Origin of the sequence: Mucilaginibacter sp. UR6-1 (assembly GCF_020880975.1) — a bacterium.
Taxonomy (GTDB): Bacteria; Bacteroidota; Bacteroidia; order Sphingobacteriales; family Sphingobacteriaceae; genus Mucilaginibacter.
The window spans coordinates 292,821-318,728 of the sequence record NZ_JAJIWP010000002.1 but is presented as its reverse complement, the minus strand read 5'-3'; the positions used below and the strand labels follow the sequence as shown (position 1 = coordinate 318,728).

The 25,908-nt window shown below is 41.7% G+C and carries 13 protein-coding genes; 1 reads left to right on the top strand and 12 read right to left on the bottom strand.

What is annotated here, in order from left to right; all coding sequences use genetic code 11:
• Positions 1–408 precede the first annotated feature (408 nt).
• From LJ707_RS06565 to LJ707_RS06510, 12 genes are all read right to left on the bottom strand, one after another.
• On the bottom strand, positions 409–2,370 hold the full coding sequence (locus tag LJ707_RS06565; RefSeq protein ID WP_228950013.1) for a hypothetical protein: 1,962 nt from the start codon (positions 2,368–2,370) through the stop codon (positions 409–411).
• Positions 2,371–2,470: 100 nt separating this feature from the next.
• A complete protein-coding gene (locus tag LJ707_RS06560) occupies positions 2,471–3,442 on the bottom strand; it encodes an alpha/beta fold hydrolase (RefSeq protein WP_228950012.1) in 972 nt (323 codons plus the stop codon).
• 173 nt (positions 3,443–3,615) lie between these two features.
• A complete protein-coding gene (locus LJ707_RS06555) occupies positions 3,616–4,821 on the bottom strand; it encodes an Ig-like domain-containing protein (protein ID WP_228950011.1) in 1,206 nt (401 codons plus the stop codon).
• A 143-nt stretch (positions 4,822–4,964) separates the two neighbouring features.
• The gene (locus LJ707_RS06550) at positions 4,965–6,260 is read right to left on the bottom strand and encodes a serine hydrolase (protein WP_228950010.1); all 1,296 of its coding nucleotides are present in this window, start codon (positions 6,258–6,260) and stop codon (positions 4,965–4,967) included.
• 148 nt (positions 6,261–6,408) lie between these two features.
• Positions 6,409–7,869, bottom strand: coding sequence for a glycosyl hydrolase (locus tag LJ707_RS06545; protein ID WP_228950009.1), 1,461 nt, complete (start codon positions 7,867–7,869; stop codon positions 6,409–6,411).
• A 185-nt stretch (positions 7,870–8,054) separates the two neighbouring features.
• Complete coding sequence (galA, locus tag LJ707_RS06540) at positions 8,055–10,919, bottom strand: beta-galactosidase GalA (RefSeq protein WP_228950008.1); 2,865 nt, start codon at positions 10,917–10,919, stop codon at positions 8,055–8,057.
• A 307-nt stretch (positions 10,920–11,226) separates the two neighbouring features.
• On the bottom strand, positions 11,227–12,483 hold the full coding sequence (locus LJ707_RS06535) for a glycan-binding surface protein (protein WP_228950007.1): 1,257 nt from the start codon (positions 12,481–12,483) through the stop codon (positions 11,227–11,229).
• A gap of 44 nt (positions 12,484–12,527) precedes the next feature.
• Positions 12,528–14,138 carry a RagB/SusD family nutrient uptake outer membrane protein gene (locus LJ707_RS06530; protein WP_228950006.1) on the bottom strand — a complete coding sequence of 537 codons (1,611 nt, stop codon included), beginning with the start codon at positions 14,136–14,138 and terminating at the stop codon, positions 12,528–12,530.
• A gap of 23 nt (positions 14,139–14,161) precedes the next feature.
• A complete protein-coding gene (locus LJ707_RS06525) occupies positions 14,162–17,344 on the bottom strand; it encodes a TonB-dependent receptor (RefSeq protein WP_228950005.1) in 3,183 nt (1,060 codons plus the stop codon).
• A 549-nt stretch (positions 17,345–17,893) separates the two neighbouring features.
• A complete protein-coding gene (locus tag LJ707_RS06520; protein ID WP_228950004.1) occupies positions 17,894–21,667 on the bottom strand; it encodes a two-component regulator propeller domain-containing protein in 3,774 nt (1,257 codons plus the stop codon).
• Positions 21,668–21,691: 24 nt separating this feature from the next.
• Entirely contained in the window at positions 21,692–22,513 is an 822-nt protein-coding gene (locus LJ707_RS06515; RefSeq protein WP_228950003.1) for a DNA-binding response regulator, read from the bottom strand.
• A gap of 169 nt (positions 22,514–22,682) precedes the next feature.
• The gene (locus LJ707_RS06510; RefSeq protein ID WP_228950002.1) at positions 22,683–23,765 is read right to left on the bottom strand and encodes a glycosyl hydrolase; all 1,083 of its coding nucleotides are present in this window, start codon (positions 23,763–23,765) and stop codon (positions 22,683–22,685) included.
• 193 nt (positions 23,766–23,958) lie between these two features.
• Here LJ707_RS06510 and LJ707_RS06505 point away from each other — a divergent pair, with 193 nt between their 5' ends.
• Positions 23,959–25,200, top strand: coding sequence for a glycoside hydrolase family 27 protein (locus tag LJ707_RS06505; RefSeq protein WP_228950001.1), 1,242 nt, complete (start codon positions 23,959–23,961; stop codon positions 25,198–25,200).
• Positions 25,201–25,908 lie beyond the last annotated feature (708 nt).

Here is a 25,908-nt window from a genome sequence, read left to right as displayed (position 1 = left end):
GCTATAGCTAATACTTTTAAATCCTACAAAAAAGGGATTCGAAAAGCTCCCCCTACTGCCCGAATAATATTAAAGCAATTTTGAAGAACTCTAATTGGCGATACAGAAAATATTTATTTTTTAAAATCAAATAGTTCTGGAACTTCAGTTATAAATAGGTCACAAACCTAAATTGAAAAATGTAAACCTATGATTATAAAAATTTTCATATTTCACCCGTTTCGGTATTTAAATGGACGATAAATAGGTATAAATTAAAAAAACTGAATTTTTATAAAACTCATAGAGATCAATAGAAATCCAATGCGTTTACAGTTAAAAACAAGGAGATGTTCAGATCCTCTCCACTCTCTACTATCGGCATAATTGGCGGTGAGCTTGTGCCGATTAGATGCTTAAAAACGAAAGTTAATTGTTAGTTAGTGTTGTATAAGTTCCTTTCTCCAAAATAAAACTGCTTTTTCCATTTTTGAGTGTAATTGGTTTTACTTGCTTCATAGACCTCGTTTTATCCGTAACATACACGTTTAATGATTTAATCGAAAGTGGCAAGCCACTAATATTTGCCGTTCTGGTTGGACCATTATTTACAATTTGAATGGAGTAAATCTTTGTGGCCTTATCTCCCAGGGCAGCAACAGAAACCGATGGTTTGTTGGATTTTGCAGATAATGCTTTTAAGCCTGCAGGTATTGATGCCAATTGCTTCAAATTCCCAAACCTTTGTGTTGGGCGTAGCGGCTCGTCGTTATCGAAAATACCCCCACCAACAAGTGGTGAATAATCAGCCGTTAGCTGCCATTGCAAAATAGAGGCGGGTTGGCAAATGTTTAGTAAGCGGGTGTATAAATTGATTTCCTCCAACGCATAAAAAGGTTCTTCAAATACAGCCGGATAACCCCATGCCTGTGCATCAATGCTCCCTTCGCCCACAATCAGCGGCTTACCCGTTTTTGTTGCGGCATCAGCCCACTTTTGCAACGTTTGCTTTTCCCATCCACGCCAGGAGTGGAAAGAAATTGCACCGATATATTTATGTGTAGCAGCATCATTAATTGCCGGGTATATAAACTCGTATGTTGTAGCATCTGAATTATCTCCCAACAACAGTTTTGTTTTCAAACCCCTGGATTCAAAATAAGCACCCAATCCTTTAATTAATGCTGCATGTTCTTGCCCGGTTTGGCGTATATTAATACCAAGGTCAGATTCGTTGAATGAAAACATACTGACTTCCACCCCATAAGTATCATTTAAGTAAACGATGTAATCACCAATAGATTTATAAATTGCCTGCATATTGTCTTTATTCAAAGGATTCCCCCAAACGCCATCAGGTCCTGGTCGAAACTTTGGAGCACCTTCAATGGCCCAATCCGGCCCTGACCAGGCAGAAAGAATAACAGGCATACCCAATTTATATAAACGTTGCGCAATTTCCATCGAAGCCTTTACATGTTGATGTATTTTGCCTGCTTTAGCTGAGTCGATGGGATTGCTGTCTTTAACGGGTTGCCAAAACCGCCATGGCATTTCTGCCCGGCCCCAGGCCACACGCAGGTTCTGTAATGAATAGTCTATTACCTGTGGATCTGTTTTAGGGTTTTGTAAACGGAAATTCCCACCCAGGCCATCAAAAGCTCTGCCCTCATCATTGGCATTAATCGTCAACACAACGGGAGTTTTATCAACTACCCCAGATGATTTGATAGTGATCCTTTTTTCTGCAATAGCCCCATTTGACAGGGAGCCTGTATGAATAGGTATATACACCTGTAGATTGCCACCAGAGGCCCCGTTTCCCCGTTTAAAAATCAGTGCGGTGGGTTCCGAAAATGTTAGTTGCATTTGGCGCTGCGCAGATACAAAACGTATGAACTTAACGGGTGTGTGGGTATATCTGCTCTGCTGCATTGTGGTTTTCGCAGTTAATAGTGCTTGTATATTTTGTGTTTTAATACCACCAACCTCCGCAATGGTAAACATGATGTATATACCATCCACAACGGCGTCTTCTGTAGCCTGCACCTTAACCTTTATATCTGCACTGTTAGCGCCTTTTTCTTCTACCGTTTCAGTGAATGATAGTTGGTTAATTGTTGTTGTTACAATCTGCTGTGTTCCTTTTCGATCATACTTAGGCCTTTGTTTCTCCTTGCCGGTTGATACTATATCCTGCCAGTTATTTTTAACTACGCTTAAATTGCTTTCAAATTCCATCAACTGGCCATCAATACGATAACCAATAATATTACCCCAAGGCATTAACTCGGTTTGTGCAGACGCATGATGACTTTGTAATAGGAAAACGAGGCATACGCAAGCCTTTAACTTATTCCATGCTAAAGAAAAAATATTATTGTCTTTCATATATTCAATCATTAAATACTTCTTAAAAAATCAGGTTAATAAACCTGTAAATTATCAGCTTATAGTTTACCTTAGGCCAAAAACCCGGCATAGAGCTATCTTATAAAGTCTTAAAAAAATCAGTTAGTATTTCCAGTGTTTTTGGCAACTTATCGTGGTGCAGATTATGGCCTGCGCCATCAATATGTATCAGTCGCCCTCTTTGCATTACCCGTGCGGCTTCTTCATTAGCCTTGCGCACTTCAGGCGCTGCATCGGCTTTTAAAATAAGTGAAGGCACTTTAATTTTTGAAAGCGCATCCGCTGTATTCATGGTACCCATCATTGCCTGCCCTTGCTCAGGTGTGTAGGGTCCATGATACTGTTTTTTTGAGAAAGCCCAGTAATACACGTCTACACTATCCCATAATGGGTTTTGACGGTGCCCCGCTGCTATCAGGTCTTCAATTTTTGTATTGTTCTGTGCTACCAGGGTATCAGGGCTTTTAAACATACCAGGCCTAATTGGTGCGACTGTAGTTTGCTTGCGGGCATTTCCATTTAATTGTGGCGTAACAAGGGGCGAACGGTTTCCTACAAAAGGATCGAGCATGATAATTGCTTTTGCCAGCTCAGGATATTTTGCACCAACCCGCATTACCGTTGCTGCACCCATAGAATGGCCCATTAAGATTGGTTTTTCAAACTTCATTACCCGCACAAAGTCTACCACATCTTTGATCATTGTATCTCCATTATCAGCAGCCGTAAATGGGTCCGATAACCCGTGGCCACGGGTATCAATCATATAAATATCGTAAGCGTCCTGTAGTTTCAGGGTCAGGGTAGTCCAGCTAAGGCCGATATCAGTATAACCATGCACCATTACTATTACAGGTTTACCGCTCGCCGGCTTTGCGTGGTAATAATGAATGCGGATACCATTTGCATGGGCATACCCATCTAACCATCCACTCGGAAATTTTACAGATTGCGCATTTACAACAATTGCCGGAAAAAGCATCAATAGCGCTGCAATAGCCCGGCACAGTGAAAACGATTGCAGATGCCTTGAAATAATCTTATTACTCATTTTATTAATATAACTGGTTGATGTTAACGGTTGTAGTTTGGCAGGCTTGCTTTGTAAGGCATAAGTTGATGATATTACTACAGAAATAGCTGCAATCGTTAAATATTACATACAACTTGTTAATTAAGTATCATCAAACTTTCCTGCGGGTTTATATTCTGCATGCTGATTCATCATTTCGAAATTCCGGCCCGGTCTGCCAGTTGAAGGAAATTCCACATAGCCGGCCTCCATGTACCACCACTGTGCCCTTGTCCCCCGGCAACCCATGAATCATGAGGAATACCTTTGCTTTTACAATAGTTCACTGTAGCTTGGTTAAGGTTGATAAAACCCTGATAATCATACTGCGCCCAGGATATAAACAAACATTTTAACAGCTTTTTAGCATCAGCTCCATCATTTGGAAATAAAACATCATCTGCCTGTTTGTTGGGAGCTGCTGAAGAAGGGCTGATATAATGGAAATAGTTAAGATTTTTAGCGCCAACATTAAACGTATACCCACCGCCCCACGAATAGCCAAAAAGACCACGATGATCAGCATCCGCATAAGTAGAATAATGTGAATCAATATAAGGAATTGCATCGGTTATGGTCATATCCTGAACATTGGAGGAGTTGCCATTATACTGATCATCAACCGCTACGATAATTACTCCTTTTGATATCTTTCTATCCCCGATCAGATTATCACTGATGATACCGGCACGTACCCAATCGCCATTAAATACGTTGGCCGCCTTATCACCCAACCCTTGATAACAGTATATAACACCATACTTTTTACCGGTGCTATATCCCGGTGGCGTATAAACCAGCATATCAACGTTTTTCCCGGCCACAGATGAATAAAAGTTTACAGTAGTAACCGTACCTGCCGGGTTGCGGCCAGGCTTGTCATACGTTCCACCATCGGGCCCGCCGGCCGGCATGGCAGGTAGTGTTTCAGCAACTAAACCCAATGTGCTGAATGTCAATTTTACTTCGGTTGGAAAAAGCACACCGTTAGCTCCTTTTATACTATTGGCTGCTATAACAAGTGTGTAGGTTTTAGCATACTCTAACTCGGGCAAAGCTACCTGTAGTTCGCCTTCGCTGCCAATTTTCACATAGGTAATCAACTCTTCGTTGAATGTAACCTTTGAGGAGGATAAAAGCGTAACTTTTTGATCGAATCTGAGTACAATCTCCTTCAAGTCGGGTGTTACATCCTGTTTATTATTGGCCGGATTACTACTTATTAATTGCGGTGCAACCGGAGTGGCCTCAGTCTTTTTTTTGCAGGCAGAAAAAAGAATAAATAAGCCTAAAAATAAATAGTTTGCATTTTTTATTTTATAATTAAGCAGACAAGGTATTTGTGTATTAATGTTCATTTTTCATGTTTATTAAGTCCTTTACTTAGAAAATATCCTTTTGAATGATTGGCAGTTTCATGACCAATAGTTTGTGAATAATATTAATTCAGATCATCACCTTTTATAGCACAGTTCCGCTCATTTGTACTTTACCAAAGATTTTATTTAAACAATTGATAGGCTTTGCCCAGGAATAAAGGATAAAGCGGCTCGTGACGGGGCATGTTCAAATAAAACAAGGCGATCATGTTATTTTCAGGATCGATGATGTATTCGGTACCGTATAACCCTCCCCAGGCAAACGCTGTGTTAGACACCGCAGGCACCGGCTTTTTTTCGGCATTATACAACTCAAACCCAAGCCCGAATTGAAAGCCCTTACCTCCAGAGTTTGTGGCCGGCAAACGGTTAACTTTTGTCATGAGATCAATCGTCTCTGGTTTTAAAATCCGATGACCATTGTACGCTCCTTTATTCAATAACATCTGGCAAAATTTAGCATAGTCGCCAATAGGGCCGTTTAACCCTATGGCACCTTCGGCATACGTTTGGTCGGTGCTTATGGTAGTTTCACTATACTTGTTTGATTCAGGCACGAGCTTTCCGTCAACAGCGCTATATGCTTTTACAAAGCGGTTGCGTGCCGAAGGAGCATAATACCAATCAGTTTCGGTCATTCCCAATGGATCAAGTACCGACGACTTTACGTATTCGCGTAATGTTTTGCCCGATATACGTTCTATCATATAGGCCAGCATATTGGTGCTGATATGGTAACTCCAGTCACTCCCCGGTTCAAACCCTAAAGGATACTTAGCCAGCACAGTCATATCGTCCTTCAGGTATCTCGCCGTACCTGCCCCTCCTGTTCGCTGCCCCGGCCCCGGAGCAGCCGCAGCATCCTTTTGCTTCTGCATATCTGCCTGCCGTATTTTGCCTGCCAAACCCGCGCTGATGCCCGAAGAATGTGACATTAAATGCGCAAACGTTATGGGTTGTGCAACGGGCCGGGTTTTAAATGTTCCGTCATCATTAACGGCTGTTACTAACTGATCGGAGATTTCCGGAAAATACTTGGAAACCGGATCGTTAATGAAAATCAGCCCTTTTTCAACAAGCGTCATAAAGGCAACGGTTGTTATTGCTTTGGTTTGCGAAAACAATATGTAATAATCATTAACACTTGCCGGAACCTTATTTTCCAAATCTTTAAAGCCAAAAGCTTTATTATAAACTACTTTACCATTTTTGGCGACAAAGCCCACTACACTGCTTACTTTTTTTTGATCTACAAAACTTTGCATCAATGAGTCGATACGCTTGATTCCGGCTTCACTCGCTCCGGCAACTTTAAGGTTTGGCTTATAGTCGAGTTTTTGCGCAACTACCTGCTTCTGTTGGGCGTAGCTGCTAACGAACAAAAGCAGAAATACTCCGCTTAAACAGATGTTTTTCATATATATAAAATTGGGTTGATGTTACCATGCTTTAAATGGCGGTGCTGTTTGTTAGTTAATATCAGTTCAAAAAAACAGGTAAAAGCGACCATTAACGTATGGACGCTTTTACCTGTTCAACTAATTACAATGTTACTCAATAACATAACTACCTGTTTTCAAGCGTAATTACTTTTGGGTTTGTGTAAAAGGATTGTACCATGGCATTAGTATTAGCACTGGTAATGTGGTCATACCAGGTCATGAAGAAAGCCCAGGTTACATCCTGTGAAAAGGCTTGGTCAATATTCGGAATAGACCCGTTCTCACTCATGCCGAGAATTTTTGTTCCGCCTGTTATTGCATAAATCTTATCATATTCATCTTTTACAACCGGATATGTGAAAGGTGTACCGTAATAGTCTATACTGGCCACGTCGCATTTATCGTTTCCAACGTACCAGTTTGCATCATTGCCATTCCAAACCCAAATCAGGTTGTTTAACTGATGGTAGTTGGTTAAACGGTCATACATTAAGTTCCAAAGCGATTTAAATGCAGCAGGGCCTTTTGCACTCCACCAAAACCACGTGCCGCCAACCTCATGCAATGGGCGCCATAAAACCGGCACACCGGCATCACGTAATTTTTTTAATTGTACAGCTATGGCATCAATATCCCTTATTGTTGCGGTATATTCCGCTGTACCCTGGGTTACTGCTCTTGTAACATCAAAGTTAGTATCGCTGGTGTAAAAAGTATTTGTGCCGGGTGAGCCACCCATAGGCGAATGCCAGTGCCATTGAAATTGTATTATTGGTTTTTTGGCGTTGTTATTATACCAGGCAATGGCATCATTAGTATTTGTTGCACTTAGGTTGGCACCAAACGATTGGCAACCACATGAACTATCCCATGAATACGGGTAGCGCGGACTATAGGGCTGCATGTCATACCCGCGTAGTAAAGGTGTTCTTCCGGTAAGGTTTTTTATGAATGTAAATTCTGCACCATCGGTTTGCCCCGAGATAACCCTTGTACGAAACTGTTGCCGCATATAGGCAAAAAGCTGCTGAGTTGCTGTGGATGAAGCCGTGTTGGCCAGGGTTGTTTTTAAATTATATGTTGCTGCGCTAACACTAACAAGCCGAACATTGTCAACATTGATCCATCCCCAATTGGCTCGAACTTGGATGGTATGATTACCGGCTGCAAGATTTGCAGTTGCCAGTTTAAAGTCTTGATAATTGGCGCTTTGCTGAACCGTAAAGCTACCGGTTGTGTTATCGATATAATAATTATTTGTTTTAACGCCTGACGGAGCCGCTACACGTATATATACATCATAATTACCGCTACTGGGTACATTTACAGTTACACTTACATTGCCGCCTTGTAAATTTACATAAGCCCCGCCTGAACTTGCTGAGTTGCTAACAACAGATGCACCATTGGTTAGTGTTCCCTGTTCAGCTTCTTTGGTAATGGTTGTGGCTGCCGTTTTTAAGGTTGATTTCTTTTCAGGTTGCGAATTGTCACCTTCCGGCGCACGCGAATCCTTTTTACAAGCTTGCCATGCAAGTGAAAAAACGACCAGTGCGCAGATGATTTTTTTTGTGTTTGTTTTCATATCTATTTGGTTTTATTGGTTTAAAACATAAAATTCACCATACCCAATTATGCTGCAAGCCGGCTTATGACAGCCTGCAACACATTGGTTTTACTTGAATTTATATTGGTGATAGACACAATAATCAGTAACAGAACGCTTCCCTTATCTGAATCAAAAAAGAATGCAGGTTTATTAAAATAACCTTATTTAACAGTTAAATCAATGCTTTGGGTTTTTAAACCTGCACTTGTTGCCGTTAGTGTAACCTTGCCTGCCTCCCCTGTTGATTGAACAATAATTTGAGCCAGGCCGCTAAAAAGCTTTCTTTTCCACACACCGGCGGGCTGCGCAAATTGAATTATCCCCGGGTCGGTATTCAGGTTATCCCAGTCGTTCTTTTTACGCAGTGGTATTGTAATAATGGCTATAGAATTAGGCCCTGCTTTTAAAAATTTGTTATCAATAGTAATCTCATCACCCTCCGGGTTTTCATTCAGGTTTGCTGCAACTAAATTTCCGTTCACGTAGATGGACTGCTTTTTGCCAATACTTTTATAATAAAACTTAAGCGGCTGGCTGGTCATGCTATAGGCTAAATTGATACTGCCTCTGTAAACCCAGGCTTTCTTGGTGGTGTCATAACGGCTGCTAAATGCCTTTCTCCACGCGCTGTCATTAAATTCAGCGCTCACTTCAGGACGATTTACTGTATCGTTTACCGCCAATTCGCTAAAATTCTCGATAGGCAGATTAACCAACAATGGTAAGTATTTGTCAGGCTCAATAGAGGTTGGATTACCGTTCCCCACACCAATTATGCTTCCGGGGCCTTTTAATGCAAAGCTTATCGGGTTTTCAGCATCAGGTACCTGCAAACCTTTTTTATCTGCCGCGCCTACTGTGATGATGGCAATATCCTTTCCATCTGCCTTCAGCGTATTTTTATGGGCTGACAAGGTAATCTGGCTGGCCACACCGGTGGTTTTAACCGTTTCGGTTAATATTTGCTTTCCTGCCTTGTATCCTACCGCCTTAAGCTCACCCGGTGCGTAACTTACAGTCCATTCCAAATGCCCGTTTTTGGGCATAGTTTTGCGCCCCTGGCTTTTGTTGTTAAGAAACAGCTCCACTTCGTCACAATTGCTGTATGCCCAAACTTCTATAGGCTGGCCTTCTTTGCCTTTCAGGTTCCAGTGAGGCAACAGGTGCAGTATAGGTTTACTCCCCCACCACGACTTCAAATACCATACATTATCTTTCGGAAAACCACATTGATCGAGCATACCAAAGTATGAGCCGACTGAGGGCCAACTGTAAGGGGTTGGTTCTCCGCGGTAGTCAAAACCCGTCCAGATAAACATTCCTGCTAAAAAGTCACGCTCGGCATAAAACTTCCAGCCGTTCTCTATGCTGTAAAACTTAGGCCTTGGCGGGGCATCATAGGCAGATCTATAGTGCAGGCTGTCATTAGTAAAATAGATACCGCGGGTGGCAAAAGTAGATCCTTCTTCGGTACCCCACCCCTTTTGCCATGGATACTTTTTATGCTGCGCATCAGGATTTTCCTGACCCAAATAGTTGTAGCCCATCACATCGATAACTGAGGCGATACCATTACCCCAGCCGCCACTAAAGGCCGCTGTAACTGAACGGGTGGTATCTAAGCTTTTTACATACGCCTGCATGGTTGTTGCTATGCGTGCACCTACTTCAGAATTCTCTATTCCCCATTCTTCGTTGCCGATTGACCAACTGATAACGCTCGGATGATTACGGTCGCGCTCAATCATCTTTTTTACCGCGCCCAAATGATAATCTGTGATACCCATCAGGCGGTTTTCATCTATCAACAGCATGCCTAAACTATCACAAGCCTCTAAAAGTTCAGGTGTTGGTGGATTGTGCGAACAGCGGTACGCATTACTACCCATGCCTTTTAGGGCTGCTATCCTGAAATATTGAAGCTCATCCGGCATTGCCGAACCCACACCAGCATGATCCTGATGGTTGTTGGTGCCTTTAATTTTCAGGCTCTTACCGTTTAAAAAGAAGCCCTTGTTTGCATCAAAACTAATGGTGCGTATACCAAAGCGCGTTTCGTAACGATCTACAGGTACATTGTTATCCATCAATGTAGTTACCAGCTTATAGCGATAGGGCTGATCTACCGACCATAAAGTGGGATTATGAATACTCAACTGATCGGTTGCATCGTATGTTTTAAGCATCGGCACAGTACCCGAGCCGGATGTTTTAGCAACCACTAACTTGCCTTTCTGATCAAATATTTGCTGGAGTAGTGTTACATTTTTGTTTGTTTTTCCGTCATTCCTTACAGTTACTTTGGCTGTAATTGCAGCATTATTTCCGCTAACATCCGTAGTTACAAATGTGCCATTGGTGGCCACATGTAGAGTATTAGTTTTGTTTAGCCAAACATGACGGTATATACCCGCACCTTCATAAAACCAGCCCTCTTCCATCGTAGCATCTACGCGTACTGCAATGGTATTATCGCCGCCGTAGTTTAAATAATCTGTAATATCATATTCAAAACCATTATAACCACTTTGCTCATTGCCTAAATATTGCCCATTAACCCAAACAATTGAATTACGAAATACACCATCAAATGCAATGGTAATCCGCTTTCCGTAATCCGCTTGCGCAATCTGTATCTTTTTGCGGTACCAGCCAACGCTGCTTTCCGGAAAGCTTCTGCCGATGGCTTTGAATCCATGGCTGTAGCTACCATTTGAACTAAACTTAGCTTCAACAGCCCAATCATGCGGAACGTTCAATTTTCGCCACGACCTGTCGTCAAACTTAGTTGCTGCGGCACCGTCGCCATATCCTGCTTTGGTGATGTATGAAAAGTAGCTCGTGCCGTTATTGTAATCTAATTTAGTATCGTACGGATGGCCGAAAGCGAATCTCCAGTCGTTATCTAAAGATATGCGTTGCCTAAGCGTAGCTGTTTTGGCCTCCTGCGCAAAGCTGTGATTTGCTAAGCCAATAAAAAGAATTAGTAAAAGGGATTTGATGGTCATGTTATAGTTATTTGACATATTGTTTTAATAGATGGTGTGCATAAATTGGGGCGGCCGGGTATCGCATCATAAAAAATTTGAACCGATTTTTTATTATTGTATAATGTTGTGGCAAGTGATATTATCCTTCCCTAACCGTTGTTATCATCTTGCACAAGTATGCACATTCTCTACTATCACAAACTAATAGTATCAAGATCATTAATAATACTATTTTGCTGTTTTTTGGACGGGTGTTTAAAAATAACACCTCCTGGTACTGGCAGCAAATTGCCTGGGGCACTTGGCTTACCGGGCAACTTGCATAACTAATTGACAGTTTTAATTATTTAATTTTTACCACGCGAATATTATCGATTGCTATATCAAAATTGGTAACAGGTGTTAAGGCGTTGTTAAAGAAAAAACCTAACCTGTTATTCCCGCTGCTGCCAATCAATTCGCCAACCGTTGCTTTTGCTTCGCCTGTGCCATCTATGCCAGCAGTTGGGCCGGTGCTCGGTTTGCTTTTGAAACTGGATAATGGTAAGGTTACGGTTACCCAGCCCGTGGTTTGGTAGGCGCCGGTAGCTGCAGATTTCCATGGTTCGTACCTGCTGGTATATCCCCATGACCAATCGTGCAAAAACATACATCCGCCGGACCATGGATTTTTAACATATATTTCAAACTTAACAGCCCAATTAGCAGCAGGGGCATTTACCTGGCCTACAGGTACCCATTGAAAATAATTAAGAACCAGCCTGCGCCCCGCCTGCCAGTCGTTCCAATCACCGATGGGCATACTCTCCACGTTCATTCTTGCATAATTGCCGTGGTTACCCGGGTATAAACTTGAACTATTGATAACAGTTGCAGTAGTATTGCCGGCATCAAAACCGTTTAAGTCATCAAAATTACATACCATACCGGTGGCATCATTTAGCTTTGCTATGGAGGTAGATACTCCGTATTTTGTTTCTACCGATATAGTTCCGCTTTGGTTAGTAAAACCTGCAGGTAACTCAAAATCAGCAGATACGCCCCCCGGATCAGAAACAACTCCGGTAACCGGTACATCTATATTGCCGGGCAGCGTTAATTTGGTAACCGCAAACAGGCCCGAACCGTAAAGTGTTATCGTTTCCCCCGGATTAGGCATTTCATTGGATATTCCGGTAATAATGGGTTTTGGCGCAACAATAGGGAATTTTTTGATTACTGTTCCGCCTTCAGTTACTACTTTAACCGTATTAAAATCAGCTTCCGGGATTGTGGCAAATGGTATGTTGCCCGGTACTTCTACAACAAAGTTGTTTTTTGAACTGAATGCGGTGTTAATTGCCGCCGGAAAGCCGTTAAAAAATACAGCGCGCATGTTATCAAGGTTATTACCCTGTATAACAATCATATCGCCCGGTCGTATGGCTTTTATATCAGCGTCTTCGGCAATAACTGAATCCAGCGGGCTTTGCGCGTAAAGCCTGAAACCGGTGATAGTAGGCGGCCCTGCCGACTGATTTTTTTTGCAGGAGAACAAAGCCATAGTTGACACGAGTGCCAAATAAACTATCGCTTTTATGGTTAATGATGAATTTTTCATGTTGAAATATTATATCAATAATTTTCTGTTAGTGCTTGTTCTGTTTAATAATATGGTACAGGTGGCTGCGACAAGTTGGGATTACTTGTCAAATCGGCTGCCGGATATCCAAGTGTCCAACTTTGCGGACTAATACCGGTAACTATGGTTAACTGACCCTGATCAGGCTGTGTAGTTTCATAATAAGTACCACGGTCCGGAAAGAATGAAGCCATATTACGGTGCTGCCCCTTTACAAAAGCTGTTGCGCCTGCCGCGTCCCAGTCATGCCAGCGTTTAATATCAAACCAAAATTGGTTTTCGCCTGCAAGTTCCAGCCTTCGCTCATTAAAAATTGTTTGAAAATTCAATGTTGAAACAGTTGGTAAACCTGCACGGGTACGTACCTTATTAAAATACAGCAATGCTTCTGCATCAGCGGTACTTGCGGCCGAGCCGAGCGTAGCTTCTGCTAACACCAGGTAAACATCTGAAAGGCGTAACAAATAGGTAGGAATATTACCAAACTGCGGCCTTATGTTTGCCCCACCGTTTGCCAGCGGCCCTCCGATAACATATTTTTTAATAAATAATGCTGATGTATCGGTCATTGCGTAGCCGTTAGGGTTATTCGCCGTAATAAGTTCGGGATAGATATCGCCCGCCCTCATAAAGGTTGCTTTACGTCGTAAATCTGAATCTGAAAAAAGCTTTGCCAGATCAGCACTCACACGAAATCCGCCCCAGCCGCCGCCGCCTACATCATCAATAGCGGCGTCGCCCTCAATCTGGGTCTGACGCTGATCGTTATTACCATAAGGTGAACCCGCATCAACCGACCACTGTAGCCCGAACATTTGCTCCGGAAGCGCATTGTTGTTCTTGCTCAAAAATATATCTGAATAATTTTGCGCTAATGCATAACCGCTGTTTGCAGCAACATCCAGCGCATATTTTCGGGCGCTGTCCAAACTTGCCTGTTCACGGTTTCCGTTAATGCCGGCATTGGTAAGATATACTTTTGACAGCAGCCCCTTTGCCCCCCAACGGTTAACATGGCCCTTGGTATTTGTTAAAGGCAACAAACGAACAGCATTGTTCAAATCTGTGATGATAAAACGGTAAACGTCTTTTACAATGTTTGTTTTGACATTTGGGTCAGCGGCAATTTTATTATTGTCTTCTATGATAGGCACAGGGCCAAATATCTGTACAAGTTGAAAGTAGGCCATTGCACGGATGAAGTGTGCCTCGCCCAGGGCAGTCATTTTAGCAGCAGCTAATGTTTCCGGTGTTTTTTCTGTTACGTTGATGATGGTGGTGTTACAATGTGCAACCACGTTAAATAGTGACGACCAACCATATTTAGTGTCAGAACTATTTGCAGGCGTTGCAAAGTTCAAAAAAGCTGTAGCATTTTGGTTCCAGGTGTAGGTAACCGCATTAGCTGATTGCACTTCACTTATCTGGTAACTGAATGGCCAGTTATAGTCAAACCAGGGCTGCCCGTACAGGTAGCTGGTAACCATTTGCAATTCCTCGGCAGTTTGATAAAATGTATTGATGGTAAGTTGATCCTGCGGAATTCCCTTATTTAAAAAATCTTTATTACAGCCGGTAAAAATTGCAGCGGCTGCAAGCGATGTGGTTATTAAAAGCTTTTTAGTTAGTTTCATTACTTTGATTTTTGTAGTGCTCGTTACAATCCAAGGTTAAATCCAAAAGTGTAGATACGCGGTGCGGGATAGTGCCCCCAGTCAATACCTGTAGTTAATGAGTTGGTACCGTTGCTGCTTGGCAACGCACTGCCAATTTCGGGATCGAAACCGCTGTAGTTGGTAATTGTAAACAGGTTAGTACAGCTTGCGAATACACGCAATGAGCTGATTTTGTATTTTGTAAGCAGGTTTTGTGGCAATTTATAGCCCAGGTTAATATTTTTCAACCTCAGGTATGAGCCATCCTCAATAAACCTGTTTGACAGGGATGTATTGGTTGCGGGGTTGCCGGCAATCCTGATGGCCGGAATAAGTGTTCCGGGATTGGTAACATAAATATTATTTGCATCAGTGGCAGATCCGTTAGGGTCAACCAACGCAAGCTTCGCATAATCCAATGTACTGGTAAAATAATGTGTGCCACCATTAGGGTCCTGATGTTTCACTTTCTCATAGTTCAATATCTTGTTACCGTAGTTACCGTTAAAGAATATGGTTAGATCAAAATTTTTGTAGGTAAAATTGTTATTAAAACCATACTGCATTTTAGGTATCGGCGAGCCGAGATATGTCTGGTCATTCTGATCAATTACACCGTCCTTATTTAAATCTTTTAACTTGGTATCACCTACCCAAACACCGTTTCTTGGATCGATAGTTTGATTAGCGGGTTTAGGTGAATTTGTCAGATCCGCCCCGTCTCTGTAAACGCCCTCTGAGATGTAGCCAAAAAATGAACCTATTCCACCATTTACCGCAGTACGTGTTACCGATATCTGGCCGTTATCAATAATACCGGTTAGGTAAGCATTCATATCGTTCAGCGATAAGATTTTAGTATTCCCAATAGTGGCTGTTATGGTAGACGACCAAGTAAAATCTTTCTGCAGAATGTTTTTAGTGTTCAGCGCAAATTCCAACCCCTTGTTTTCTATAGACCCGATATTTACCGTTGGTGCATTCAACTGACCCGTACCGGTAATACCTGCGTACAAAGGCAGCGGAGCAACCATTAACAGGTTTTGTGTTTTGCGGTAATAAGCATCAGCAGTTAACTGGATACGGTTTTTAAGAAAACCGAGGTCGACACCAATGTTGTAACCTTTTGTTGTTTCCCATTTAACATCCGGATTGGCAATGTTAGTTACCCGGGCGCCCTGGCCAAGGCCCACTGTTTGCAGGCTTACTGCGGCACCATAAGAGTATCCTGGAATGTTTGCATTGTTGGTAAGGCCATAACCTAACCTCAATTTAGCCTGATCAATGATCTTGTTATTCAAAAGAAAATTCTCTTTCGCAATGTCCCAGGCACCGGCAAAGCCGTATGTAACCACCCAACGGTTACCGGGGGCAAAGTTTGAATTTCCGTCATTACGTACGTTGGCGGTCAGGAGATATTTGCCCCGGTAATTTAAATTAAGGCGGCTGAAATAAGCTTCATTGGCGTAGTCGCTGTAACCACCTCCGTTTGTTGCCGTTTTTGCATCACCCAAACTTAGCCCCTGAGGATTATTGGCCACAAAGCCAGTCCTCGAGCCTGAAAGGTAAGTGTATTTTCCGGTGCTCGCCTCATGCCCCAACAGCAGGTTTAAGTTCAGATCACTAAATACCGTACGATCATAGGTCAGAAAGTTTCTGAAAGTATAGCTTTTGTTATTTGTTGCCTGAACAAAAGAACGACTTTGTGTTTTAGATGTATTGATTAATAATGAAGGTGTAAACTGGTCAACATTACCATAATCCATATTTAATGAATATTCGTTTCGCAGTGTAAGGCCTTCAAGAATTTTTACTTCAGCATATAAATTTCCAAAAATTTGTGTACGGCCGAGCGTGTTTGTATTTAATGATGCAGCGGCAATTGGGTTAGGATTGTAATTACCAACAAAATCAGGCGGGAAGGTTATGCTACCATCAGGGTTCTGAATAGCAATATCTGGCGTAAGGCCAAGCGCTGAGCCAACAACATTATACTGTGAGCTGTTAACATTCTCTTTAACATTTGAAATGGTAAGGCTATTGCCAATTTTAAGCCACCTGGTTGTTTGGTTATCCAGGTTTAACTTGAATGATTGCCTCTTAAAATCCGACCCTACGATCAAACCATCCTGGTTAAAGTAGTTACCACCGATCAGATACTGTGTGCGCTCATCACCACCACTGATAGAAAGGTTTCCGGTATAAGTAGCGGCAGACTTAAATAATTCTTTTTGCCAGTTTGATCCCTCACCCAAATATTGCGGATTAACAAAATCCGCCCTCGGTTCGCCACCTTGTATGGCGGTTCTGGTGTTTACAAATTCGGCATATTCGCGCAGATTAAGCATTGGTATCTGCTTGTATACCCGTTGTGTACCATAATAACCATCAAAGTTAATACGTGGCGCGCCTGCTTTGCCGCGCTTGGTAGTAATTACCACAACACCCGCGCTTCCCTGCGACCCGTATATGGCAATTGCCGATGCATCTTTCAACACATCTATTGAAGCAATATCTGCAGGGCTGATGGTTGATAGCGGATTGGTATTAAGCTGATTGTTACCTAAATACACACCCCCGGTTGATGAATTGAAATTTGGCGGAATAATAACCCCGTCAATTACATAAAGAGGATCTTTATTTGCCAAAAGAGTTCCTAAACCGCGGATGGTTACACTGGCAGCACCACCCGGCTGACCGGATGCGCTTTGCACCATTACCCCGGCTACCCGGCCCTGAAGAGCCTGATCAAAGGTTGTTGCCTGGGCGGTAGCAAGTTCTTTTGACGAAATAGAAGCAATGGAACCGGTAAGGTCTTTACGTTTTTGGGTACCATAACCTATTACAACAACTTCATTTAAGTTGCTTCTCGATGTTGCCAGCGTTATACTAACCGGGCCAGTACCGGCTACCTTACTTTCAGCGGGCACATAACCAATACTGGTAAAAACTAATACATCGCCCACTTTAGCGCGAATAGTGAAATTACCGTTAGCATCAGTTGCAGTAGAAGTAGCAGTACCCTTAACAGTTACAGAAGCCCCCGGAATACCAAGGCGGTCATCAGCACCTATTACCTTTCCGGTAATACCTGCAACTTGTGCAAAACCGGTAAAACTTATACATAGCAGGGAGACCATCCAAAAGACGGCTAACATTTTTCTTTCTTTTGATCTGATTCTCATAATTTGATAAGCTTGTAAAATTGATTCATAATTTGTGGTTTATACTTAGTTTGTTATTAGTCAAGCAGTTAATACGATATAATCCGTCTACATAAAATCGTGTTAGCATTTGCAGACATGGCATGGTATCGGTCAATCATTACGATAAAGCAGCAGTAAGAAATCAATTGGAGACATTATACAGGCACAAAAAAGGCACAACTGTACAGAGAGTACATATTTAATCATATTCAGAAATTGGGTTTATAATTCAGTTTATAATGGCAGCAGTACCTCACCTCTGTGCGGATCGGATCATTAATGATCTTATTGGTAACCGGCTATTATTTAGATACAAATGTATCGGGTCACTCAGATGCATTTCTCCAGAAATAGGGTGTCAAATGTTCCGCAGCGAACATTTTTGATAACATACTGATGATATATGCTATATATCAGGTGAAAAGTCGATTAAATTTTAAGGTATTAACCAGCAATACGCTGAAAGTAATTATCCAATCAAGGTTGTTGCTAAAACAATTAATAGCTTACGCGCAAATTACCGGGAAATTAACGACCAATATTCGGGCGCTTTGATTTCGCATAGTCTGTTGGTGAAATACCAAATTTTGATTTGAATATTTTGGCAAAATAGGATGGTGTAGTAAAGCCAGTTGCGTTACTAACTTCGGAAACTGACAGCTTACTCCACTCAAGCAGTCTGGCGGCTTTTTCAAGTTTAAAATTCAAAAGGTATTCAACAGGTGCCTGTCCGGTAACTGCCAGCATACGCTTGTGAAAAGATTCTATACTCATGCCCATATGCTGACTTAGGTCGTTAACTGACAGAGATGGTTTTTGCATATTATCTTCTATATAACCGGCAACCGCATTAATCAAGTTTTCATCACTTAATTGCAGCATTGGTTTGGGCAGGTCCCCTGCCGGCCGGTCTGTCAGCACATGTAACTGATCCGTTGTTTTTGCCTTATCAGGCTGCGTTATGTTGTTTGCAGCCCAATTTGTGTCAATACTATTTTCAACTATATCTATAATTTTAAATGGTATGGTAACTGTAAAAGTAGCCCCCTCTCCTGGCTTACTCGCCACACTAATCTCACCACCGTGTAAACGGGCAAATTCCCGGGTAATAGACAAGCCTATACCATTACCCTGGTTTAATATAAGCGGATCAGCATCCGCCTGGAAGAACCTGTCAAAAATATTTGCTTGCTGATCTTCAGCAATTCCAATACCGGTGTCATGTAATTTTATAGCAATAGTTTGCTTTTCAGAAAATGATGCTGCCAGCCTGAATACTTCAATATTAATGCTACCCAATCCGGGCGTGAACTTGAAAGCATTACTCAGCAAGTTAAAGAGTATGCGTTCCAGTTTGTCATGATCAAAATAGGTATGCAACTCGGCTATATCTGAATGAAAGGTAAATGAGATCTTTTTCCTGTTGGCAAGATCAGTAAATGAGTCTGATACGTCCTGGATAAACGAGATCAGTTCCCCCTCTTCGGCATAGAGTTTTAATTCCTTCTCTTCCATCTGCCTAAAATCCAGTAACTGGTTTACCAAATTCATTAACCTTTTGGCATTACGCTTTATTAAATTTAACTGTTCTGAATTTCTTTCGTCTTTTATACGGGCACTGATTGCTTCCGCCGGACCCATGATAAGCGATATAGGAGTACGGAATTCATGGCTTAAATTGGTCAGAAACTTAATTTTCAAACGGTCAAGTTCCCGCAATCTTTCTTCCTCATTCCGTTCCTGCTGGCGCTCCTGCTCTTTTCTGAGCAACTCCTTCTCAACGGCAAATTCTCTTTTTAATTTACGTATCCCCCGCCGCCGAATAAGGTAAAATGCAGAACAGAATATAAGTGCGTAGGTAAAATACGCAAATCCGGTTTTCCAAAGCGGCGGCGCAATGCTAATTTTTAACTGGTAATGGCTAACAGGGGTTGATTTATCACCATAATAGGCTGTTACCTGAAAAACATAGTTACCTGGGTCAAGGTTGGTATACCTTGCCTTGCGTACCTTGTTATCAAGATTTTGCCAATGTTTATCAAAGCCATTTAACCGGTATTGGAGGTAAGTGTTATTAGAGTTGAAGTAATCGGGCAAGCCAACTTCCAATGAAAACGAGTTTTGATTGTATTTTAGGTTCAGCTCGTTTTGATCAGTTATTGACCGTTGGAGTATCACGCTACCGAGCACTTTTTCACCCACCCGGATGCTATGGTTCAGCATTTCAAGATCAGTGAGAATGATAGTTGCAGGATAGTGAAACGGACGAATATTTTTGGGATTGAATATATTGAATCCGCTTGGCCCGCCGAACAGTAATTCGCCGTTTCGTAATTTCGCCGCGGCACCTACATTAAAACGCCGGCTTTGCAATCCATCACTTTCATCATACCGGTTATAGGCAAACATAAGTTTACTACCCTTGCGTACAACACCAATTTTAATAAGCCCGCTTCGGGATCCAAACCATATATCACTATGATCATCTTCTACAAGTGTTAATATGTTGTTTTCAGGTAAACCCTTCTCTTTGTACAGGTTGGTAAAGTTGCCGTTGCTTGTATTTAAAATACTGATCCCTTTCCGCGTACCAATCCATAACAGCCCCGATTTGTCCGTTATCAAGGCACTGATCTCATTACTAATCAAGGAGTTTTCTACACCCTCCTTTGAAAACTGTTCTGTAATTTTACGCAAACAGCGGTCGTACTTTGCCAATCCCCATGCTGTACCTATCCAGATATTCTTTAATGAGTCTTCTGCTATCGCCGTTATGTATAAAGAAGATGGTGTTCCTGCCCGAAAATTGGCCAGGTGATTGAGCTTTTTGGTTACAACATCAATGATTTCAACACCACCACCTGATGTTCCTACCCATAGTTGTTTTTTTGAATCCTCAAACATTGCTGATATCCTGTCATCAGAAAGCGAGGCTGGCTTGTTGGCATCATGCCTTATGCGAACAAATTTATCGCCATTAACATAACACAATCCACCGAAATAAGTACCAACCCAAAGCCTGCCGGTATGATCTATCACCAGGTTGGTAATTATGTTACTGCTGATAGACGTTTCGTCCTGAGAGTTATTTAAATAATGCCTGATCTTTCCGTGATGCTTGTCATATTTAATTAAACCGGCACCGTTTGTTCCAATCCATATTGTGCCGTCTTTTTCTTCTGCAAAAGCGTTAATGTCATTTTCTTCGAGGTTGAATTGTTTTGATACAAACCTGATGAGAGAAAACTTGAATATTTTAGGATGATAAAAATTGAGCCCCCGTTTGTATGTTCCAACCCAAACAATTCCGCTTGGGTCTACATATAATATGTTTATACTATTTTGTTGTAAACCGCGGCTATCACCTTCACCGGCTTTTAAGTATGTGAATTTTTTTGTTGCCTTGTTCAGGATATTGATTCCCCCACGCTCGGTACCTAACCAAATCCCTCCCTTACCGTTTGAGGCAATGTCTGTTACAATATCGGCATTTAAGCCTAAGTCATCCGTTTTTTGTGTATAGCGGGTAAACTTGCCGGTAACAGGCTCAAATTGGATAACACCAAACGGACTTTGCGGGTTATAAAAAAACAAATCACCGTCATTATCAATCAGCAGGCGAAAATAAGCGCTCTTGGGCGCTTTACTGATCTTGGCAACATAGTTGTATCTTTTAATTACCTGCTTAAGCTTCAAATTAAACTTGTCGATAATGCCATCCTCAAAAATCACCCACACATTCCCGCTTCGATCCATAGCAAAATCACTGATCTGGTTAGAATGCAACGAGGTTAAAATACCGCGAGCATCCATAATCATTGATTTTTTAAGTAGCTGATCATACAAGAACAACCCTTTGCCTTCATAATAAAACAGAAAGATATTGCCGAAGGCCTTAGTAGCTAATAATCTTCCTTGGGGTAAACCATAGTCACGCCACTTACGGGTGGCCCACTTTTCAAAACTATCAGTAACCGGGTTATAGCTTACAAAGCCCGACCGGGTTTCTACCAACATCGTATTATTGGGCCCGGCTGTAACCCCTTCCACATAATCATCAAGCAAGGATGTGCTGTCCCTTGCATCATGTTTGTACACCCTGATCTGCCGTCCGTCAAACCGGTTAAGGCCGGTTGGGGTACCTATCCATATAAAACCCTTAGCGTCTTTAAACACCGCGTTAATCTCGTTCTCTGATAGTCCATCCGTAATATCCAAATGTAAAAACTGATAGTTTGCCTGGCTGAATACCCGGCAGGCTATCAATAAAAGAATTACTGAAACGTAAAAACGCTTAAACATAAATTACATCTGAATTTTTATTGGTCAGGCATCCTGATTAAACTTGGAAGGGATGACACCAAACTCAGACTTAAACGCCTTTACAAATGTTTTTGGTGACTTAAAGCCAACCTTGTAACAAACCTGCGAAATGGTAAAGCCACGCTTGTCTATCAACTGGCTTCCACGCTTTAAGCGAAACGACTTTATAAAATCTAAAGGTGCCTTGCCGGTAAGCTCAAGTATACGGTTATAAAGTGTTGAACGACTAATTAACAATGAAGCGCTCAGTTCAGCTACCGAAAAGTTAGTGTTAGATATATTTTGTTCAATGGTTAGAATAACCTGCTGTAAAAATTCTTCATCCGGTGTCTGAACGTCGACCTGTGAGGGTTTGATCTCTACTACTTTTTGATAGGTTTGGCGAAAAGCTTCCTGCTGTTTAATAATATTCCGGATCTTTCTTTGCAGCGCAGGCAATCGGAATGGCTTGGTTATGTAATCAATAGCACCTGAGCCAAGTCCGTTTATTTCACTTTCTTCGGTATTGGCGGCAGTTAACAGTATCATTGGTATATGAAATGTACGCGAATCGTTCTTTACTTTATTGCAAAGCGCTATTCCGTCCATAACGGGCATGGCAATATCACTGATAATCAAATTAGGATGGCAAAACAATGCCTTTTGCCATCCATCCTTTCCGTTTACGGCTTCTACAATATTGTATTCATCCAAAAGGCTGTCTTTTAAAAAGTACCGAAAATCGTCACTGTCTTCAACAATTAATAGTGTAGGCCTTTTGGTTGCATAATGGGTTTGCTCCCGTTCAACCGCACTAATATGATCATCATCAATTTGATCTGCCATGGCAAAACATTACTTTGGTTTATAATATAAAGTATGGTAAATGTAAGCAGGTTGACATGCTTTACTACGTACTTTTGGTTAAATTACCTATTATAATGATAACGAGCAAATGCCTGTCACCATTCGTTAACAGGCATTTTCTATGCTAATATCGGGATTAATGGCACTTTTAATTAGTATAGCTTTCCAGTGTAATTACTTTAGGATTGTTGTAGGCTGCTTTAAGATAATCTTCTGAATGCCCGTTTGTAACAGCCTCATGCCACGTCATAAAAAACGACCATGGTGCTCCCTGGCTCAGCGCGTTGTCAGGATCAGGAATAACCGAAATCTCGCTTAAGCCTATTATTTTTGTACCGTTACTTGCTTTATAAACTTTATCAAATTCTGACTTTAAGGTACCATAATCAAAATTAGGCCGATAGGTATCCGTGCTTACAACATCGCATTTATCGTCGCCTACGTACCATTCTGCACTATCGCCATTCCAAACCCATAGCAGGTTGTTAAGGTGGTGATAATTGGTTAACCTATCATACAAAATATTCCATAATTTTTTATAAACCGTTGCCCCCTTTGCGCTCCACCAAAACCAGGTACCACTTGCCTCATGCAACGGGCGCCAAAGTACCGGTACATCGGCATCATTCAATTTTTTTAACTGTTCGGCAATCGCGTCAATATCGCGTATGGTTGCTGTATACTCTTGCGTACCCTCGGTTACTGCTTTACTGGCATCGAAATTTGTCTCTGCGGTATAAAAGGTATTGGTACCTGCTACACCCCCCATTGGCGAATGCCAATGCCACGTAAAAGCTATAATTGGCTTTTTGTTATTACTGTTATACCAGGTTATAGCATCAGGTGTGTTAGGGCTGTTGGATACAGGGCCAAATGTATGGCAGCCGCAGCCGTTGTCCCACACGTAAGCGTACCTTGGACTGTAAGGCTGCATATCCCACCCACGAAGCAAAGGGGTTTTTCCTGTCATTAATTTAGGATAGCCAAAATGCGGCTCCTCGGCGGTACTACCGGAGATCATTTTTTTACCAAACTGGCTTACCAGCCAGCTGTAAAGGGCTTTAGTTTCTGTATCAGCATTGGGGTTGCTGGGCGCAGGGCTGATGTTGAATTTCTGTTCCGCTTTAACAATCTTCGGCGGCTCTACCGTTTCACTCTTCTTCTCTTTCTTACAGGCTGTAAAAGTGCATAGCAAAGCCAGCGCAAAATTTAATAAGTAAAATTTCTTCATCGGATTATATTGGTTTATAACAAACAAATATTGAGATAGAAAAAGTATGGCATAGCTAAAAATAGGGTTGCAAATGTCCATTCACCTTTAAAACATTTTTATCCCTTCTTTTAAACATTATGTTATATAATAGCTTATATTTTTGCAATCGTAACCATTTATAAAAATTGAATACTCCATATCAATTTAACCTATGAAAAAACTTCTAACTATTATCTTATTTGTAATTGCCGGCACGGGCATTTCTGTGGGTCAGGGCAATAATTATGTTCAGGATTATACTAAATATCAGGGCCTGGCGCTTACGCCACCTATGGGCTGGAATAGCTGGAACAAGTTTGCCTGTAATGTGGATGAGGAATTGATCCGAAAGATAGCAGATGCGCTGGTTTCTTCGGGCATGAGGGATGCAGGATATGTTTACATTAATATTGACGACTGCTGGCATGGCGACCGTGATAGCCTTGGATTTATTCATCCTGACAAAAAGAGGTTTCCGTCGGGCATGAAGGCGCTGGCCGATTACATACACTCAAAAGGTTTAAAGTTGGGCATTTACTCTGATGCTGGCTCGCAAACATGCGGCGGTCGCCCGGGTAGCCGGGGCTACGAATTTCAGGATGCCCAAACCTACGCCAAATGGGGTGTAGATTACCTGAAATATGATTGGTGCAACACTGAAGGCCTTCAGGCAGAGGGTGCATACAAAACCATCGCGGCAGCATTAAAAAAAGCCGGCCGGCCCATAGTGCTGAGCATTTGTGAATGGGGCAGCAGCAAACCCTGGACCTGGGCTAAAAATATTGGACATTTGTGGCGCACAACAGGTGATATTTACAACTGTTTTGATTGTATTGAAGATCATGGTACCTGGAAATCATGGGGTGTGATGCAGATACTGGAGAAACAGGATGGTTTGCGCCAATATGCCGGCCCGGGCCATTGGAACGATCCGGATATGCTGGAAGTTGGCAACGGGATGCCGGTGAATGAAGCACGCGCTCACTTTTCAATGTGGTGCATGATTGCAGCACCGTTGATCGCGGGGAATGATCTTCGTAACATGAACGAAGAAACAAAAGCCGTACTTACCAGGAGAGAGGTGATTGCGATTGACCAGGACTCACTGGGTGTTCAGGGTTATCGGTACAGCGTTAAAGATAGCGTGGAAACTTGGTTGAAGCCACTTAAAGGCGGCGGATGGGCTGTTTGCTTTCTTAACCGCAATGCTTCTGCAAAAGAAGTGTCGTTTGACTGGCAAAAGGAGGTTATCACCGATTCTGTATCAAAATTGGTTTTAAATGCTAAAAGTACAACCTATGCTATAACCGACCTTTGGAAAACCGGTAAACCGGCCTCGACCAAAAAACCGTTTAAGCGCTTGATTCCCTCACGTGATGTGGTGCTATTGCGTTTAATGCCTGCTAAGAAATAATGAATTTATAACCAAAATTCAAATATAACTCGTTCTCAACCTCGTTAATTTGTTAAGACGATTAATAAAATGCATACAATAGACTATGATGTTTGAATAAATTAATCAGATTTATCAATGCTATATCTTTAGCTGAGCATATCCTTTGAACAAATCGTTGCGTATTTAGTAGCCTCCTTTCAAACAAGTCCAGTGTTCATGCTTAACTTAATAATCATACATAATTAAAGCTTTTACGCTTTGATTGAGTTATTTGAAAGATTGCAATTATTGATTATATAATCTATTAAAAAGCCGTTGACATCTATCAACGGCTTTTTAGGCGGTATAGTCATTGCATCTTTTGCCTTAGCAAAATGACAAACACTACAGCATTTAAAAGATAAAATAAACACAAAAATCATCAAAAACAATATTTTTTCACGAAGCTGGAGCACAGGAAGTATTATAAGTTGAACAAATTGAAGTTGCTTTTTCTATGCACAAGAAGTAAGAATTCAGGCTAAATCTATCGGAGTCAAAAGAGCCGGTGGCACAATTACATAAGATCATTGTGACCTGAAGAAGTTGTAAAAGTTATTATACCGCGACAGAAAGCTCAAGGCGATAAACCGCCGATTCAATATCCACCAAGATGGGCCACTAAGACTCAATGCCAAAAAGTGCTTTTGGATTCATCATAGCATTATGAAAATATTGGTGATAAGA